General features: G+C 49.1%; 15 protein-coding genes. 12 read left to right on the top strand and 3 right to left on the bottom strand.

The window, feature by feature from the left end:
- The first annotated feature begins 6 nt into the window (after positions 1–6).
- The 6 genes from selB to AOA63_RS08500 all read left to right on the top strand — a co-directional run bounded on the left by selB (position 7) and on the right by AOA63_RS08500 (position 6,064).
- Positions 7–1,896, top strand: a complete 1,890-nt coding sequence (gene selB, locus AOA63_RS08525; protein ID WP_053959295.1) for a selenocysteine-specific translation elongation factor — start codon at positions 7–9, stop codon at positions 1,894–1,896.
- 73 nt (positions 1,897–1,969) lie between these two features.
- Positions 1,970–2,671 carry a PP2C family protein-serine/threonine phosphatase gene (locus tag AOA63_RS08520; protein WP_053959294.1) on the top strand — a complete coding sequence of 234 codons (702 nt, stop codon included), beginning with the start codon at positions 1,970–1,972 and terminating at the stop codon, positions 2,669–2,671.
- Positions 2,634–3,182, top strand: coding sequence for a hypothetical protein (locus AOA63_RS18915; protein ID WP_197648382.1), 549 nt, complete (start codon positions 2,634–2,636; stop codon positions 3,180–3,182). Before AOA63_RS08520 ends, AOA63_RS18915 begins: the two co-directional genes overlap by 38 nt.
- Positions 3,183–3,363: 181 nt before the next feature.
- Positions 3,364–4,575: a protein translocase subunit SecD gene (secD, locus tag AOA63_RS08510; RefSeq protein ID WP_053959292.1), complete on the top strand. Its 1,212-nt coding sequence runs from the start codon at positions 3,364–3,366 to the stop codon at positions 4,573–4,575.
- Positions 4,576–4,586: 11 nt separating this feature from the next.
- Complete coding sequence (gene secF / locus AOA63_RS08505; protein WP_053959291.1) at positions 4,587–5,483, top strand: protein translocase subunit SecF; 897 nt, start codon at positions 4,587–4,589, stop codon at positions 5,481–5,483.
- Positions 5,484–5,647: 164 nt separating this feature from the next.
- Positions 5,648–6,064 (top strand): hypothetical protein, encoded by a 417-nt coding sequence (locus tag AOA63_RS08500; protein WP_053959290.1) that lies wholly within the window; start codon positions 5,648–5,650, stop codon positions 6,062–6,064.
- A 76-nt stretch (positions 6,065–6,140) separates the two neighbouring features.
- Here the strand turns inward: AOA63_RS08500 and AOA63_RS08495 are convergent, their stop codons facing one another.
- Positions 6,141–8,597 (bottom strand): hypothetical protein, encoded by a 2,457-nt coding sequence (locus tag AOA63_RS08495; protein ID WP_053959289.1) that lies wholly within the window; start codon positions 8,595–8,597, stop codon positions 6,141–6,143.
- A 265-nt stretch (positions 8,598–8,862) separates the two neighbouring features.
- On the opposite strand from AOA63_RS08495, the gene AOA63_RS08490 reads away from it, so the two are divergent.
- A complete protein-coding gene (locus AOA63_RS08490; RefSeq protein WP_053959288.1) occupies positions 8,863–9,072 on the top strand; it encodes a YgaP family membrane protein in 210 nt (69 codons plus the stop codon).
- Between the two features lie 322 nt (positions 9,073–9,394).
- On the opposite strand, the gene AOA63_RS08485 is transcribed toward AOA63_RS08490, so the two are convergent.
- Positions 9,395–10,111, bottom strand: a complete 717-nt coding sequence (locus tag AOA63_RS08485; protein ID WP_053959287.1) for an anti-sigma factor — start codon at positions 10,109–10,111, stop codon at positions 9,395–9,397.
- Complete coding sequence (locus AOA63_RS08480) at positions 10,098–10,667, bottom strand: RNA polymerase sigma factor (protein ID WP_053959286.1); 570 nt, start codon at positions 10,665–10,667, stop codon at positions 10,098–10,100. Before AOA63_RS08480 ends, AOA63_RS08485 begins: the two co-directional genes overlap by 14 nt.
- Positions 10,668–10,869: 202 nt before the next feature.
- On the opposite strand from AOA63_RS08480, the gene AOA63_RS08475 reads away from it, so the two are divergent.
- The 5 genes from AOA63_RS08475 to dtd all read left to right on the top strand — a co-directional run bounded on the left by AOA63_RS08475 (position 10,870) and on the right by dtd (position 17,354).
- Positions 10,870–11,739, top strand: a complete 870-nt coding sequence (locus AOA63_RS08475) for a cation diffusion facilitator family transporter (protein ID WP_053959285.1) — start codon at positions 10,870–10,872, stop codon at positions 11,737–11,739.
- A 14-nt stretch (positions 11,740–11,753) separates the two neighbouring features.
- Complete coding sequence (gene recJ, locus AOA63_RS08470; RefSeq protein ID WP_053959284.1) at positions 11,754–14,063, top strand: single-stranded-DNA-specific exonuclease RecJ; 2,310 nt, start codon at positions 11,754–11,756, stop codon at positions 14,061–14,063.
- A 126-nt stretch (positions 14,064–14,189) separates the two neighbouring features.
- On the top strand, positions 14,190–14,705 hold the full coding sequence (locus AOA63_RS08465; RefSeq protein WP_053959283.1) for an adenine phosphoribosyltransferase: 516 nt from the start codon (positions 14,190–14,192) through the stop codon (positions 14,703–14,705).
- Positions 14,706–14,745: 40 nt separating this feature from the next.
- On the top strand, positions 14,746–16,884 hold the full coding sequence (locus AOA63_RS08460; RefSeq protein ID WP_053960660.1) for a RelA/SpoT family protein: 2,139 nt from the start codon (positions 14,746–14,748) through the stop codon (positions 16,882–16,884).
- Positions 16,884–17,354: a D-aminoacyl-tRNA deacylase gene (gene dtd, locus AOA63_RS08455; RefSeq protein ID WP_053959282.1), complete on the top strand. Its 471-nt coding sequence runs from the start codon at positions 16,884–16,886 to the stop codon at positions 17,352–17,354. The genes AOA63_RS08460 and dtd overlap by 1 nt, the downstream gene beginning before the upstream one ends.
- Positions 17,355–17,359: the final 5 nt, after the last annotated feature.

Raw genomic sequence — 17,359 nt, 5'->3', positions numbered from 1 at the left:
TTTTTGATGGCAGACATTTATTCCCGGCCGATCATATTTGGCACTGCCGGGCATATTGATCATGGCAAAACCACCCTCACGCAGCGTTTAACCGGAGTGAATACGGACCGGTTGCCAGAAGAACGGAGTCGGGGCATTTCCATTGATCTGGGATTTGCTCATTTTACGCTGCCTAGCGGCCAGCATGCGGCTTTAATTGATGTCCCGGGACATGAAAAATTTATCCGCAATATGGCTGCTGGTGTTCATGGCATGGACGCTGTTATGCTCGTGGTGGCAGCCGACGAGGGTATTATGCCGCAAACCCGGGAGCATTTAGATATCCTCACGCTCCTCGGTGTGAAAAAGGGATTAACGGTGATCACCAAAGCTGATGTAGTGGAAGCGGAGTGGTTACCGATTGTGGATGAGGCCGTGCAAGAAGCTTTGACGGGGTCCTTTTTAGAACACTCACCCCGGATTTTTGTGGATTCGGTGAGTGGCCGGGGTATTGATGCCCTACTCACCGCCTTAGATGAATTGGCTCAACATGTCCCCTTGCGGGATGCCAAAGGGACGGTGAGATTACCGATTGACCGCGTTTTTTCGGTACGAGGATTCGGGACAGTTGTGACCGGAACTTTGGTGAGTGGGACTATCCGCACGGAAAGTACGTTAGAAATCGTCCCGGGCGACTATGTGGTGCGCGTGCGGGGACTCGAAGTTCATGGCCACAAAGTGGAATACGCGGTGGCTGGCCAGCGAGTGGCGGCCAATTTGAGTGGGATTGATAAAGAACTGATCCACCGGGGCCAAGTCTTAAGTGAAATCGGGCACCTTCACGCCCATGACATTTTGGTGGTTGAACTATCTTTATTGCCCTCGAGTCCCGTATTGTCTCAGCGCACGCGGGTTCATGTGCATTTAGGAACAGCTGAATCCACTGGCCGGGTCTATTGGTACGAGAATGATGAAATGGAACCGGGACGCACTGCCTTTGCGGAGATTCGGTTGGAAAGTCCGTTGCCAGCCTTACGGGGAGATCGATTTCTTATCCGGTCTTATAGTCCTGTCGTCACGATTGGTGGTGGTCGTGTGATTGAAGTAGGGCGCCACCATAAAAGGAAGGAACCGGGTCTTCTCGACTTTTTAACGCTGGTCGCCCAAGGAAATCCTGCCGATGTGATCCGGGCCGTGTTAAAACCTGTCCAGATGCCAATGAGTGTGGACGATATCGCGACTGCAACCGGTCTTAAGGTGAATGAAGTCATACAGGTTTTGGAGAATAGTTCTGACATATTTTACGGTCCAGAACGTTTGGTGCTCGAAGTGCATAAGCTTGACCCATTTTCACGACGGTTAGGTGAATTCTTGGCGGATTATCACCTAAAACATCCTCTGCGTCCAGGGATTGAACGGGAACGGTTAAAAGAAGCATTATGGCCCGAATGGTCCATGAAGCAGGTCTTATTTGTTGTGGCCCACAGTTTAGATGTCAGTATCAATGGGGAATGGGTGCATTTAACCACCTTTGTCCCCGAGAACCCTGAGCCCTGGAAATCAGAAGTCGAAAGACTCTATCAGGCCATTAGCCATACGGGATTAAAACCTGTGGCGATAGATCAGTTGCAAAGTCAAATTGTCATCGAGCCTGATCATGTTTTTGATGTGCTCGAATTTCTGGTGCAACAAGGACGGATCATTAGATTAGATGACGGGATTTATATCGCCGACCGGGTTTTTGATGAAGCCAGGCGTCAGGTCACCGAAGCGCTAAAGACTTCCACGGAATTATCAACCAGTCAACTCCGGGAAGTTCTCGGGACGAATCGCCGGTTTGCGGTGCTATTGTTAGAGTTATTGGATGCGCTGCATGTGACAAGACGCATTGGGGACAACAGAACCTTGGTGGGATAATGGAATAGTCGGCAAGACCCAATGCGTTGGCAATGATAGTCAAAAGAGCTAGGGGAACAGGGACGGAAGAACAATGAGAATTGATGTGGCATGGGCGAAAATTCCCAAAGGCGGGTTTGGGGAAAGTGGCGACACGATTGAGTTGGTAGAGAGGCCCTTAGGCGGGATCTCACTAATCTTGGCTGATGGACAAGGTTCAGGTCCGGCTGCTAAACGAATCAGCCGCTTGGTTTCAATGAAAGCGGTCAGTTTGATTGCAGATGGGTCGCGTGATGGCGCGGTAGCTCGGGCCGTGCAAGATATGCTTTACACGGCACGTGAAGGCCGAGTCACGGCGACCCTGGTGGTTTTATCTTGTGATATGCATACCAATACGGTAGTCATCGCGAGAAATACACCTGTTCCGGTTTTGATCCGGCAAGAGAATGTCGTGTTTCGTCTGGAAGGAGGTTCTGAGGTAATAGGGACATACCGCAAAACCCGGCCCGCGATGACGGAACTGCCGTTGATTCCAGGTACGATCTTGCTGACATTTTCTGATGGAGTGATAAATGCGGGCAAACGCTTTGGAAAATCGCTGCCATGGGATATGATTGAACAAGAACTGCAATCACTTGAGGTGAAAGACTTAGAAGAATGGGTTAATGATTTGATGACGCGGACTTTGGCACTGGATAAAGACCGGCCCAGCGATGATGTGAGCATTGTCGCGTTAGGAATAAGGAGCGATGTCCAAAATGCCATACGCACATTATCAGCCAGTATTCCCTATTAATGGGATTATATTAGTGGGAGTGTGTGCTGCCGGGAAATCAACGATATCGCGCTTGTTAACATCGTACGGGATGGTAGCGCGCTCCGTGGCTCAAGAACACTCGCAGGTTCCCACCTTGTTTTCTCGTCAGGGCGATCACCCTGTTGTGCTTTTGTCTGCCAGCTTTTCAAGCGTGCGGCAAAGACGCCGTCTGGCATGGACGTTCCATCATTATGAGGAGCAATGGAAAAGGCTTCAGTTAGCCCGTCAAAAGGCGAACCTCATTATTCGGACAGATGCATTGGACCCGCAGTCCGTGGCGCAAGCAATCGTTGAGTGGTTTGACCAGTGGACGGGATTATCAACGTTCTTTAAACAGCAACATATTACTGATTCGGCGCAGCAAACCATGATTCGTTATCAAGTGACTTGGGGCATTGTGTTGCCCAATCTCATGATATCGCCGGATTCCGGTCCTAGGCGTTATCCCTTTAACAGGAATCGGTTAACGATTCAGCAAAGAACCTCATAGAACCCGATTTTCCATAAGGATGAGACTATTACTAACTGGTACTACTGGTACTACTGGTACTAAAGGAAGAAATGGACCGATAGTCCACTTTGTTAGTGTGCTCGAGAAGGCATAGGTGTCGATTTGACACGGTATTCAGACCCGGACTATAATGAAACGATTTTGAACCGGGGGGCTTACAATGCGTCAAAAGAGTATGATCAAGTTTTTTGCCCTGGTTGCGGTGCTGATCGCAGCCGTTTATTATTTTCTAGCAGTAAATCCCATTACTAATCATCTCCGTTATGGACTTGACCTTAAAGGGGGGGTGACCGCAACCTATCAAGCGGAACCAGCACCCGGCGAACCCGTGAATAAAGAAACGATGGCGCGAGCTATGTCGATTTTAGGATTCCGCGTGAATGCCTTAGGGGTGTCGGAACCTGTGATTGAACAGGTCGGTTCGAACCGCATTACCGTGGATTTACCTGGCGTGAAAAATCCTGAACAAGCTTTACAGTTTCTCGGTCAAACGGCCGTTTTACAGATTAAAAGTCCCACTGGGAAAGTCTTATTAAGCGGTGGCGACTTGAAGAATGCCGTAGCCGGAATTGTCAATGGTCAATACGTGGTCAATTTGACCTTTAATGCTCAAGGTACCAAGATTTTTGCTGCAGCCACTAAAAAATACCTCGGAAAACCCTTGCCGATATACCTCAACGGAAAACTCGTTGAGGCACCGATTGTTCAAAGTGTCATTCCTAATGGACAAGCGCAAATGAGCGGGAATTTTACGAGCTTGCAACAAGCCCAGAAGATAGCCCTGCTATTGCAATCGGGGGCATTGCCGGTGAATTTAAAGGTCCTGGATGTCCGCACGGTGAGTGCGACCTTAGGTCATGCTTCCGTGGTGGCAAGTAAAGTGGCGTCGATTATTGCGATTGCCTTGATTGGATTTGTGATGATTGTGTGGTACCGTCTAGCTGGATTTGTCGCCGATATGGCTTTATTAATTTATCTCTTGCTCGTCGTAGGAGCCTTATGGGCCATCCATGCTGTCATAACGGTGCCGGGGATTGCCGGCCTTATTCTCTCTGTAGGAATGGCCGTCGATGCCAACGTTATTATCTTTTCCCGGATTCGTGAGGAAATGATCAATGGCAAAACCCCTAGAGCCTCCGTCGCAGCGGGATTTCGTCATGCGATTCGGGCCATTTTGGACTCCCATGTGACGACGTTTGTGTCCTCACTAATCTTGTTCTTTTTAGGAACAGGGGAAGTGAAGGGATTTGCCTTGACCTTGATGATCGGTACCGCGGTATCCTTATTGACCGCCGTGTCGGTAACCGGTGTCGTCATCCGTTGGGTAGCCGACGCGGGCTGGGCTAAAGTCCGCAGTATATTTGTGGGCTAGGAGGACATAGCATGCGCTTTCACTTTGAATTTGTTCGGCACTGGAAAACCTGGTTTCTTGTTTCCGCATTGTTGGTTGTCTTGGCCTTAGGTGCGTTTTTCATCCGGGGATTGAATTACGGGATTGACTTTACGGGCGGGACTCAAATGAATTTGAAATTTGTTCATCCCGTAACGACAACCGCCATTAAAAAAGTTCTGGATCAGGATCACTTATATGGGAGTACCGTGGTGTTTTTAGGGCAGGGTCGGTTAAATGTGCAGATTACCACACCCACAATCTCAGAACATGAACGAACCACATTGTTAACGCAATTTGGCAAACAGGTAGGAAAGTTTCAAGAAATTTCGACGAACCGCGTGTCATCAATTATTGGACAACAGACGGAGCGTACGGCGTTGATCGCGGTGGTACTGGCGGTTGTGGCTATTATCATGTACATTACCATCCGCTTTGAATGGCGGTTTGCCTTGTCTGGCATTATTGCCATGGTGCACGATGTGATTATTACCGTGGGTCTCATTGCCCTGATTCACATTCAAATTACCGAATACTTTATTATGGCGGTGCTAACGATTTTCGGATATTCCATCACCGATAAAATCATTGTTTTCGACCGGATACGGGAGAATTTAGCGAAAAAGAAAAAGCAAGAAACGTTGGAAGATCTGGTCGACAAAAGCCTAAATCAAGTGCTAGTGCGCTCCATTAATACGTCAACCACCGTGGTTATTGCGTTGTTGGCCTTATTGATTTTTGCGGGATCAAGTATCCGCGATTTTGCCTTGACGATGCTGTTCGGCGTCATTTTTGGCACCTATTCGTCTATCTTTATTGCCAGTCCCATTTGGTTATTATGGAGAAATCGGGATTTGAAGAACAAGAAGAAAAAAATGGCCTCGGCATAAACGGATCACGTTGGAATATCCCGACTATCTCCTGCGGTACGGAGATAGCCGGGATTTTTTATAAACGTAGAGCAACCAGGAAAGATTCGGAAAATCTGGGCATGCTAACACAAAATCCTCAAATCGGTCTTGAACCGTGAATGTCATAAAGTAGGAGAAGCAGGATGATTTGGTGGTTTGCCTTGCCGGCTATCGGATCATTATTTTGGGATGGACCGTGGTTGCTCATGGTTTTCGGAATCCAATGGATATTTAAATTGGGTCCTAAATGGCCGTTCGGCTGGTTGTTAGCCGAATTAGGAACTCTTGGGCTGTTGGAATGGCTCTTCCATCATTGGCTGCCTCCTAGGCCTGTTCAGCGGAGCCCGGGACGTCTGTTGGAAGAGTCATGGATTCTGATTTGGCTATCCCTTTTGCTCAGTCCTATTCCAGGGTTTATTGTGTGGCAGGGAACCGTGGGGTTTGACGCGGCTGCACGTCTGCATGGATTTCGTCAGGATGTGCCTAAAGTGTTGCGGGTGCGGATTGTCAAAATGCTGGCAATCATCGCTCTTGCAGTGTTTCTGGCCTTGACCCGGTAATCGGTAAAACATAAAGAACGCGCCGTCTCGTGTTGCCAACAGAGAACAGCGCGTTTATTAAGCAGGATCGGGATATTTAAATCGTCGGTTGCGCCGGATTATAGACTTGGTTGGGATTTAAACTTTCTGAATAGACTCCATACTCGTTGGCGCGAAAGTAGACGGTTTCCCCATCAATTTGTACTTGTTGCAGTGCGGTCGTGTGAAAATTAATGTCTGCTGCAGGAATCACAGGTAATGGTGTTGAGGTTGTCACGGGGACTGGAGCACCGCCAAATTTTTGGGGGAATTGTGCGACAATGCCCGATGCTAAATAATGCGCCGCATCAAACATAAGCCCATAATCTTGGACTAGGAGGGAATCAGATGCCGAATAATTCCCTTGATTAAAGTCTACCCACGATTGACTGATTTGGTTGATGTGTGTTTGAAGGACCGTGGAGAGCACAGTTTCGCTGAAATTCGGATTTGCGCCCGCCATAAAGGCAGCAAATACGTTTTTATAGTGGGTCAAAGTTGCCTGGGCTTGTTGAGCGGCTGCGGGATTGTTTGCGAGCACAGCATTTTCATAAGTAAAGAAGTACATGTGCTTGTTCCACAGAGTTTCAAATTCCTTTCCCGCTTGTGCTCCATATATGCTCGTAATCGCTTGAGTTAAGGCCTGCGTGTTTTGGTCCATGATGGTCGTTAAAGCTTGATATTGCGCCATTTGATGGGCACTAAGAGCTTGCATCCGCAATTCTAAGATGAAGGCATGTTCCCCGAGCAGTTGGTCTAAGCCAGCTTGAAGGTTGCAGGCTGCGGTATTGGGAGAAGTGGGGAATTGAGCGGGGAATTGGCCGCTGATTCCGGTTGCGAGGTAATCGCCTGCGGTAAACATCAAGTTATATGCGGCAACCAATTCTTGGTCCGCTGCTGCATAGTTTGCCTGTTCATAGTCATTAAATGCTGTAGTAATTTGGTCGATGTGTTCTTGTAGAACTGTCGATAATGTGGCTTCGCTCAATTTGGGGTTGGCAGTAGCCATAAATTGCGAAAATTTGTTCTTGTAAAACGTTAATTGGGATTGAGCGTGCTCGGCATCGACATAATCCTGGGCGTAAGTGAAGAAATACATGTGCTTATCCCATAACGTTTTGAATTCTTGGCCGCCGGCACTGCCATAAATGCTGGTAATGGCTTGGGTTAAGGCTTGGGTGTTTTGGTTCATAACTTCGCTTAAAGCGTTGTAAAGTGCGGTATTTCCTGATCCGAGCGCTTGCATGCGCAATTCCAAAATCATGGCGTGTTCGCCAAGCAATTGGTCTAAGGCGACCCGGAGATTGCCTGCTGGAGTGCCGACTGTTGAGTTGTCAAATTTTTGCGGAAATTGAGCGACAATGCCTTGGGCTAAATAGGCACCTGCCGTGTACATCAAATTGTAGGCCTGGATCATTTCACTTTCGGATGCGGAATAATTCCCGGAGACGTAATCGTTAAAGGCCGTGGTGATTTGATTAATGTGTTCTTGAAGGACAGACGATAAGGTGGATTCACTGAAGTTCGGATTGGCGCTGGCCATAAATTGTGCGAATTGGTTCTTATAGAAGGTCAATTGAGATTGCGCGGTTTCTTCAGCACTCATGTTGTGAGCTTTGACGGCATTGACGTAATCGAAGAAATACACGTGCTTGTTCCACAAGGTTGCGAATTCTTGTCCAGCTTGGGTGCCATAAACCGAAGTGATCGCTTGTGTTAATTGCGCGGTATTGGCGTCCATGACTTTCATCAAGGCATTAAATAGCGGAGTGTTGCCTGCATAATCGGCTTGCATCGCCTGCTCCAAAACAATTGCGTGTTCCCCAAGCAACTGGTCAAGGGCGACTTGCAAGTTCACAGCGGGCGTGACGGTGCTGGTGTCTTTGAATTGAGCAGGAAATTGTTGGTCAATGCCGGCAGCCAGATACCCTCCTGCAGTGTACATAAGATTGTAGTCGGTTATTAATTGAGACCATGACTGATTGGGATGATTCGTCTCGGCATCGTTAAACGACGTGGTTATTTGATTGATATGATCTTGGAGAACTGTCGAGAGGGTACTTTCACTTAAATGAGGATTGGCTTTCGCCATAAACTGGGCGAACTCATTTTTGTAGTGGGTTAATAGGGCTTGAGACTGTTGCTCGCCGACATAGGCTTTGGCATAGGTAAAGAAATATTTGTGCTGATTCCATAGCGATTCAAACTCCTGGCCGCCTTTTTGTCCGTAAATGGAGGCGACAGCATTGGTTAAGGCCGTAGTGTCCTGATTCATGATGTTGCTCAATGCCTGGTATTGGGCCGTGTTGCCTTGAGCTAAAGCTTGCATCCGCAATTCTAAAATGACGGCATGTTCTCCAAGAAGCTGATCCAATCCCGCGCGCAGGTTGGCAGCTGATGTTGACGTAGGGGAAGAGGCGGATGGAGCAGATTGGGCAAAAGTGAGAGTCAGGGGTAATCCAGCTAACACAGTACCGGCTAATGTGGCTGCGAGAAGTTTTATGGGACGTTTCATACATGCATCATCCTTTTTGATAGGGCGGTTCGGCCCGGTATTTGACGCAATTTCTGCTGTCATGTTCTGATACGCAAGGAGCGACTAAAAAGATCTCTCGAGTCGCTTAGGCTGCACCGATGAAATGCAACACAGATCTGTTAAGGCCGTCATTGCGTATTTGTTAATGAAAGCGCTGTATTGGGCTTCACTCATCTTCTTGTAGGGAAAAGGTGTCAATGAGACAACAAGCAAACGCGCATGGCGCACAAGGAGGAATTTAATCATGTTTCGAACTAACGAGAGTCGCAGTGACCGCATTATTCGTGTGATCCTCGGGTTAATTGCGGCGGGTTTGGCGTTTAATCATGTGGGTGGGAGCCTAGGAACCTGGGTATTTGGAATTGTGGCAGCATTAGCCATTACCACCGGGATTACGGGTGTGTGCGCACTCTATAAACTGATTGGTGTGAGCACGTGTCCCATCAGAAAGTAACCCCATATTAATGGACGAAAGAATTCGCGGGTGTGCCCTCATGACTCTCTCAGGGCGCACCTTTTGTGTTACGGATATTGCGAAGGCGTGATAAAAACATCCTTAAACAAAACAGACTGGTCTTCGGAGTTGATAGGAAATCGCGCGATTGTTGAGCCCAACATAACAAATAAGGCGACACGGCTTTAATCATATGCACCTTTCCAAACGTAATCAAGCCATCTTCCCCCTCACGTCCGGACGAAAAAGATGGCTGAGTATTAAGAGATACAGAGGGTGATCCTCTTTTGGCGTCTATCCCGGCGATTTTTGAATGCGTTGTTTAATGTGGTGATGTCGGCAATGTGGCGGCCACCAAGATGGGGGTTGTGGGTTTTTCTGTGCCTCCTTGGGGTTCTATGGTAATCGCGAAGGCACTAGCGCCGGGCTTTTTAGGCGGTAAAAAGTGAGGGCCGGTCCCAAAGGTCCCCGCCGGAACCGGTGTGCCCTTAACGAGCCACCATCCCTCGTACGTTTCTCCCGATTTTAAGGCTGGTAATGCCTTGACCCAAATCAGCGTCTTGGGACCATGCACATATAGCAGCACCGTGCTGGCTTTTGCTGAGACATTAGCCAGGTGAATTTGCTCTGATGATGACATCATTTGAACTAAAGCATCAAGTTGTTGAGCACGCTCCTTGGTATGAAAATATGATTGCCAGCCAAGAGCGGCTATTATCACGGCAGCCGCGGTAGACAGCGCCCACGGCATTATGATCCGGCGAGATTTGACCGGGGACGGTACGGGGTGGTTTGTCCCTAAATCGTCTTGTATCCGATCGAAAAATTCTTCCCGCATCGTCTCATGACCGCTGAAATCTGGTTCAACCGAGTTCCATGCCTGTTCGCTGTCAAAAGTAGCTAATTGATGCCAATAGGTTTGACAAGCCTCGCATTCTTTGAGGTGACGAGTGACGCGGTTTTGGGTGTCGGCGTCGGCGAGCCCGGTAAAGGTTTTTTCGATCGCCTCTTGCCAGCTTTCATCATTATGGTTCAGCATCACTCACCTCCTCTCGTAGAATGTCTCGAAGCTTTTCGAGACCCAGTCGCAACCGTGTTTTCACAGTACCTAAGGGCAGTCCCCGGGCCCGTGCGACTTGTGGTGCGGAAAAACCGATAAGGTAAACATCGGTCAATACGACGCGCTGGGCTTCAGGCAATAAGGTCATGGCCGATTGTAGGGATTGTTGGCCCATTTTTTGGATCACATCCTCAACGACTTCGTTATCCGGATCAGCCAATTCATCGCTGAGATCGTCGATGGAGTCTGCCACGGGGATATTTTTCATTTTACGCAATTGATCCATACACCGGCTGCGAGCGATTACCAGCAACCAGGTTGAACAGGATGCGCGATGCGCATCATATTTATCCGCATTTTGCCAGACTGTCCAAAAAATATCTTGCACGGTCTCGTCGGCGATTTCCCGGTTTTGGATCATCCGATGACACAATCCTTTGACCTTACCAAAATACCGGTCGTAAAAGGTCATCATTGCCTGTTGATCTTTTTGGGCAATCGCTCGCAATAATTGTTCGTCGGATATCTCAGGCAATCCCCATGTTCCTCCTATAGGATGATACGTCATCATCCTTGAAATCGATCCATAAACAATCAGGATGCGTGCTACGGGGAATCTCTGTGTTTCTCATCATACAACTTTTTCGGGAGGGCTTGTGCTCTTACGGACCCGATCAAAGCCCCTAGAATGTCATGGTACAATAGGAAAGACATTCTTGGTAAATGGGTGAAGTGGCGTGGTCGATGTCGACGGGGAACTACAAAGCAGTACCAAGAGCGCGATCTGGGGTGCCCTAGGTAATTTTCTACTCATGGCCTTAAAAATTATTGTCGGGATTGTCGGAAATTCCCGGGCATTGATTGCCGATGGAATCCATTCCGGAGCCGATCTCGGCTCGTCTATTGCTGTGATCGTGGGCTTGAAAGTCTCCAGAATTCCCCCTGACGAAGATCACAATTATGGTCATGCCAAAGCGGAGGCTGTGGCTCAAAAGGTCGTCGCTCTCCTCTTGATTTTGGCTGGGTTTGAGGTGGCGAATGGAGCGATTCAAGCACTCGGTCATTCGTTTAGCCAGCATCCAACAATTTTGACATTAGTGGTTTCAGCAGCCGTGATGTTGGTCAAATGGATCATGTATGCGCGGCAAAAACGGATGGCGTTGAAGACCGGAAGCCATTCGTTGATGGCCTCGGCATTAGACAACCGGATGGATGTCATTTCCTCGGGAATCACCACCGCAGCGATTTTAGGAGCCCAATGGGGCATCCCTCATTTTGATTCTTACGGTGCGCTAGCGGTTGCCGTGCTCATTGTCTGGCTAGGAATTGAAATTTTCTCTCAAGCCGCCAATGATCTGATGGACCGGGCGGCGGACCCTCGGATTGTTGAGGCGATTCGCGAGGTGTCTTTGCAGGTGCCTGGGGTCAAAACAATTGATGAAATTCGCACCCGGGTTGCGGGAACCCAGGTGCTGGTGGATTTAAAAATTGTAGTCGACCGTCATTTGTCGCTATTAGAGGCACACCGGATCGCTCACCGCGTGAAAGATGCGGTCATGGCGCAGCCTCGTATTCAAGATGTTATGGTGCATGTGAATCCCGATTAACGAGAAATGGATTGGTGAATGTTACGCGTTATCTAAATCGACCTTATCGTTTGGCCTGGACGCAAGATGAAGATCAAGAAAGCTTCCTGCTGTTTCAACAACAAGTCGGATTATCCGAGATGACAGCTAAGATTTTGTGGTTAAGGAATATCCGTTCTTTAGAAGACTATCAGCGCCTGACTGGAGATTCTCGTGAATTATCAGATCCCGAACAATTGCCAGATTTGATCAATGCAGTGACCTTGCTTGAAAATATTCGCCGGGATCACAAATCTGTTCGTGTTTATGGGGATTATGATGCCGATGGGGTGAGTGCGACTGCTCTCATGTATCAAGGATTGTTATGGGCAGGCTTTTCATCCGTCGATTATTATATTCCTAACCGATTTGACGAAGGCTACGGACTCAATCCAGATGCCGTGGTTCAAGCTGCGGCCGACGGTATCGATGTCTTAATTACCGTAGATTGTGGATCGAGTTCGCAAGATGCAGCCGATTTAGCTGCCCAATATGGCATTGACTTAATTATAACCGATCATCACGGGTTGCCACCGGTTCTTCCTAAGGCTTTAGCCCTTGTCAATCCCGAACGGATGGAGCATCCCAACCGATTTTCCGGAGTGGGCGTCGCGTTACAAATTTTACGCGCCTTGCTACATGACGATGTGCCGCCCTGGGCCTATGCTGTGGCAGCTATTGGGACGGTAGCCGATGTCGTGCCGTTAACGGGAGATAACCGCATCATCGTGCAGCGGGGACTTCAAGCGCTTCAAATGGGTTTTTGCCCAGGAGTTTCAGCTTTATTGGGAGAACGAATCAAAACTGGCCAACAAATTCATGTGGATGATTTGGGATTTTTCGTGGGGCCTCATCTTAATGCGGCGGGACGAATGGGCGACGCCACGCCTGCGGTGGCTGTGTTGTTAGCCTCAAATCAAGAGGAGGCGGAGCCCTTAGCCGCCTTGTTGCGCGAGAAAAACCAGCTCCGCCGCGATATTGAGCAGGAGGTCTTGCGCAGTGCCCTTAAACAATTGGCATCCTATGATCAAATGGGCCTGCCACCTTTTGTGGTATTAGCTGGAGATGAGTGGCATCATGGAGTGATTGGGATTGTGGCATCCCGTATAAAAGACCTGGTCAAACGCCCGGTGGCCATTATTGGATGGGAGCAGGATGAAGGCAAAGGATCGGCCCGGAGTGTTCCTGGTCTTCATTTGCTACATCATTTGGCTAGGCATCGAGACGTCTTTTTGAAATTGGGAGGCCACGTGGGAGCATGTGGTTTTAGCCTGATGCGGCAAGATCCCTATGAATTGTCTTTGCGCTTTTCGAAGTCCTTGCCTGAAGAGATTCTTACTCAGCAGTTTACTGACAAAATGGTGGATCTCCGTATCAAAGCGGAAGACTTGACGCCACAAGTGATCGACGAGTTTAAAACGTTAGAACCCTTTGGCCATGGGTTTGAGCGGCCGCAATTGGCGGTAGTGGGTAAAGTAGAGAGCTTGCGTCTTATGGGTCAGGAAAAACAGCATGTGGCGATGACCCTTGAGGGGAGCCCAGTGCGGGTCGTGGGCTTCAATCAAGGCGATGTGGCTCTTAGTATTTCGGTGGGGATGCCCGTGGAGTTTGTGGGGGAATTGGTGCCCAATTTTTTTCAGGGCCGGGAAGAATACCAGTGGCGAGTCCATAAACTGGTAAACACGAGAAAACGGGATCTGGCTTGGAGATCATACACAAAATGGGAACAGGCGCCGTCTACGGTTACGGGGCGAATTCTTTATGTTGTGAACAGTACCCCTGACCAACACCGTGTGGCTGCCGAGTTAGGGGCGGTAAGCTGGAATCATCATTGGGATTATGGCACGCGCCTGGTCCAAGAAGAGAAATTACGGACTGCATCCAGCATCTCCGTGGTGGTCAATCAATGGGGATTATGGCCTGAAATGGGGCACTGGGCCCATCATATCATTTGGCTCAGCGCGCCAGCTAGCCAACATTGTTTGGCCATGGCGGCATCATTGCTCGAAGCAGGAGGCATGATGTGGGTTGATCCCCGTTTATCGCCTGACCCAGTGGTCTTAAAGGCTAAGCGTCTAGTTCCCCATCGTCAAACGTTGGCGCGCCTTTGGCGTGCGGAACAACAAGGTCTTAGACCCTTAATTATCGGCAGGCGCGTGTTCGAAGAATTGGGATTAGTGGCGGGGATGAATGGGCAAACTCGCCGGGATTTACATGATAGTCCCTCGTATCAAAGGGCGCATACGCAATGGGAAGAAATCTTGGCTAGTTGGCAGAAACCCTTGGCTGAATGGGCACAGGACTGATGACGCCATAGGGGTGGCAGAAATATAATGAGAAGGCTTGTGAGAGATCTTTAGGAAATCAGGAAAGATGTTACGGTATGGACGGCCGGCATCGGAATTCGAGTGAGTTGAGGAGGATTTATCACGGTGGAATGGACAAAGTGGCTACGAGAGATTCCCGATTTTCCGCAACCAGGCATTTTGTTTCGGGATGTTCTCCCTATAATGGCGCATAAAGACGCCTGGCAGGAGGTGCTGGATGGTCTAGAACAGCGTATCAAACCGCTGGCGCCCGATGCCATTATGGCACCCGAAGCCCGGGGATTTTTAATTGCGGCACCTCTGGCTGACCGGTTGAAAATTGGACTCGTTCCGGTAAGAAAACCCGGAAAATTGCCAGCCCCTATTCTATCGGAAACATATTCGTTAGAATATGGAGAAAACCAATTAGAAGTGGAACGGGATTCTGATTTGGCGGGTAAACGGGTTGTGATTGTGGACGATGTTTTGGCAACGGGTGGCACAGTGGCGGCAACGTCCCGTTTAGCCGCGCGGTTGTCAGCGAGCGTCGTCGGCTTCGCTTTTTTGATTGAATTGGCGGCGTTAGGGGGACGGACCCGTTTAGATTCCAATGCTCTTGTGACAAGTTTACTGACACTATAACCAGCGGAAGTAGGGGGGGAGAAGCGTGGAGCAGGTAAGTATGGCAGAAAAGCTTGGATTTACTGAGGATTCTCCAGAGGCCGAACAAATTGCTAAAGCAATAGAGTTTGCACGCCAAGCCCATGCCGGGCAAAGCCGGGCTTCGGGCGCCCCCTATATCGAACATCCTCTGGCTGTGGCCTCAATTTTGGCGGATTTGCGCATGGATGTGCCAACGATTATTGCCGCCTTGTTGCATGATGTGGTCGAAGACACGCCTTACACGTTAGAGGATATCGAAGAACGATTTGGTTCTGAAGTTGCCCAATTGGTGGATGGGGTGACGAAGTTAGACCGCCTGGAAGTGAGAACCCGTGAAGAGGAACAGGCGGAAAATTTGCGGAAAATGTTGCTGGCCATGGCTAAAGACATCCGCGTCATATTAATTAAACTGGCTGACCGCCTCCATAATATGCGCACGTTAAAACATTTGGCGGCAGACCGGGTCCAACGGATTGCCAAAGAGACCATGGAGATTTATGCTCCTTTAGCTCATCGGTTAGGTATTTACCGGATCAAATGGGAACTCGAAGACCTGGCTTTCCAACATTTGCAGCCTGAAGCCTTCCAAATGATGAAAGAATTAGTGGCCAAAAAACGCAAAGAACGTGAAGCGGCTGTGGAAGCCGTCACTCAAGAATTGACTCGCCGTCTCGAACAAATGGGTATGGTTGCTGAATTGTCAGGCCGTGCCAAACATTTGTATAGCATTTATCAAAAAATGTACAAACAGGGCAAAGACTTTTCCCAAATCTACGACCTGGTAGCCGTCCGCGTCATGGTCGAGACCGTGAAAGATTGTTATGCCGTATTGGGATTAGTTCACAGTCTATGGAAACCCGTTCCGGGGCGTTTTAAAGATTATATTGCCATGCCTAAATCCAATTTATACCAAAGTTTGCATACCACGGTGATGGGGCCCGAAGGCGAACCCATTGAAGTACAGATTCGCACTTTTGAAATGCATCATACCGCGGAATATGGGATTGCTGCGCATTGGCGCTATAAGGAGGGCAGCAAAGAAGATCGCGAATTTGAACAAAAATTGTCGTGGTTGCGTCAGTTGCTAGAATGGCAACGGGACATGCGCGATGCGCGCGAATTTATGGATACCTTGAAAGTCGATTTGTTTAGCGATGAGGTATTTGTATTTACGCCTAAAGGAGATGTGCTGGACTTGCCAGCCGGCTCCACCCCGATAGATTTTGCGTACCGCATCCATACGGACGTCGGCAATCACTGTGTTGGGGCTAAAATCAATGGCCGGATTGTGCCTTTGACCACGCCCTTAGAAAACGGCGATATTGTGGAAGTGCTCGTGAACCGGAAAAGTCCCGGACCGAGCGTGGACTGGCTCAATATTGTCCAGACATCCCAAGCTAAAAACCGGATTCGTCAATGGATTCGGAAAGAGCGGCGGCAAGAGCATTTATCGCGTGGGCAGGAAATTTTGGAGCGGGAATTAAAGCGAGCGGGTCTGTCCTTGCAACATGATCGGTTGCAAGAATTGGTGAAGAAAGTCGGATATGGTACAGTAGACGAGTTGGCTGTCGGTATTAGCGACGGGATGATTAACCCGGTTCAAGCCGTCAACCGGATTAAGGACGAACTGACCAAAGAAATTGAACCCGTCATTACCCCGGTCGTTCCCTTAAAACGGGAACCTCGCACACCGCCTACGGCGGGACAACAAATTCTGGTACGCGGTCAGCCACGATTGTTAACACGCTTAGCCAGATGTTGTCAGCCGGTCCCGGGGGATCCCATTATAGGGTATTTGACCAGGGGACGTGGGGTCTCGGTGCACCGTTTAGGGTGTCCCAACGAAAAAGAACTTAGTAAGGATCCTGAACGATTAATTGAGGTCAGTTGGGATATTCAGGAAGCAGAACTAGCACCGCATCCGGTGGAACTTGCGGTATTTGCATGGGACCGGGCGGGATTGTTGGCCGACGTGGCCAACGTTGTTGCCGACGCCAATATTATATCGGCCAAGGCGCGGGGATTTAAAGATCGTACGGCGGTGGTCAATGTGCGACTGGAAGTGAAGAATTTGACTCAATTAACACGCATTATTCGACGGCTCGAAGCTTTACCGTATGTGGAACGCGTAGAGCGCGTGAGTCATGAAAAAGCCTGATGCGTGCCTTAATCCAGCGTGTGAAACGCGCTTCAGTGAGTGTGGATGGGAATATCACCGGAGCTATTGATCATGGCTTATTGGTGTTCTTAGGGATTACGCATGATGATGATGCGTCCATCACTTCATGGATGGCTGAAAAAATTTTGTCGTTGCGCATTTTTCCTGATGAGCAGGGTAAAATGAATCGCCATTTGAACGAGGTGGGAGGCGGACTTTTAGTCGTATCACAGTTTACGCTATATGCCGATGCCGCCCACGGTCGGCGCCCGAGTTTTTCTCTAGCCGCGCCCAGGGCTGTTGCGGAACCGTTATATGAAAAATTTGTGGCCATTTGTCGTCAACACATTGCGCCGGTGGCCACCGGTTCGTTCGGAGCCGATATGGATGTGTCGCTCGTGAACTGGGGTCCGGTAACCATTTGGCTTGATAGCGTGACAAAACCCGGCAGCGAATCAGAAAGGAGTTAAGGACT

This window comes from Sulfobacillus thermosulfidooxidans (assembly GCF_001280565.1).
Taxonomy (GTDB): Bacteria; Bacillota; Sulfobacillia; order Sulfobacillales; family Sulfobacillaceae; genus Sulfobacillus; species Sulfobacillus thermosulfidooxidans_A.
This window is presented reverse-complemented; position numbering and strand designations above follow the sequence as displayed.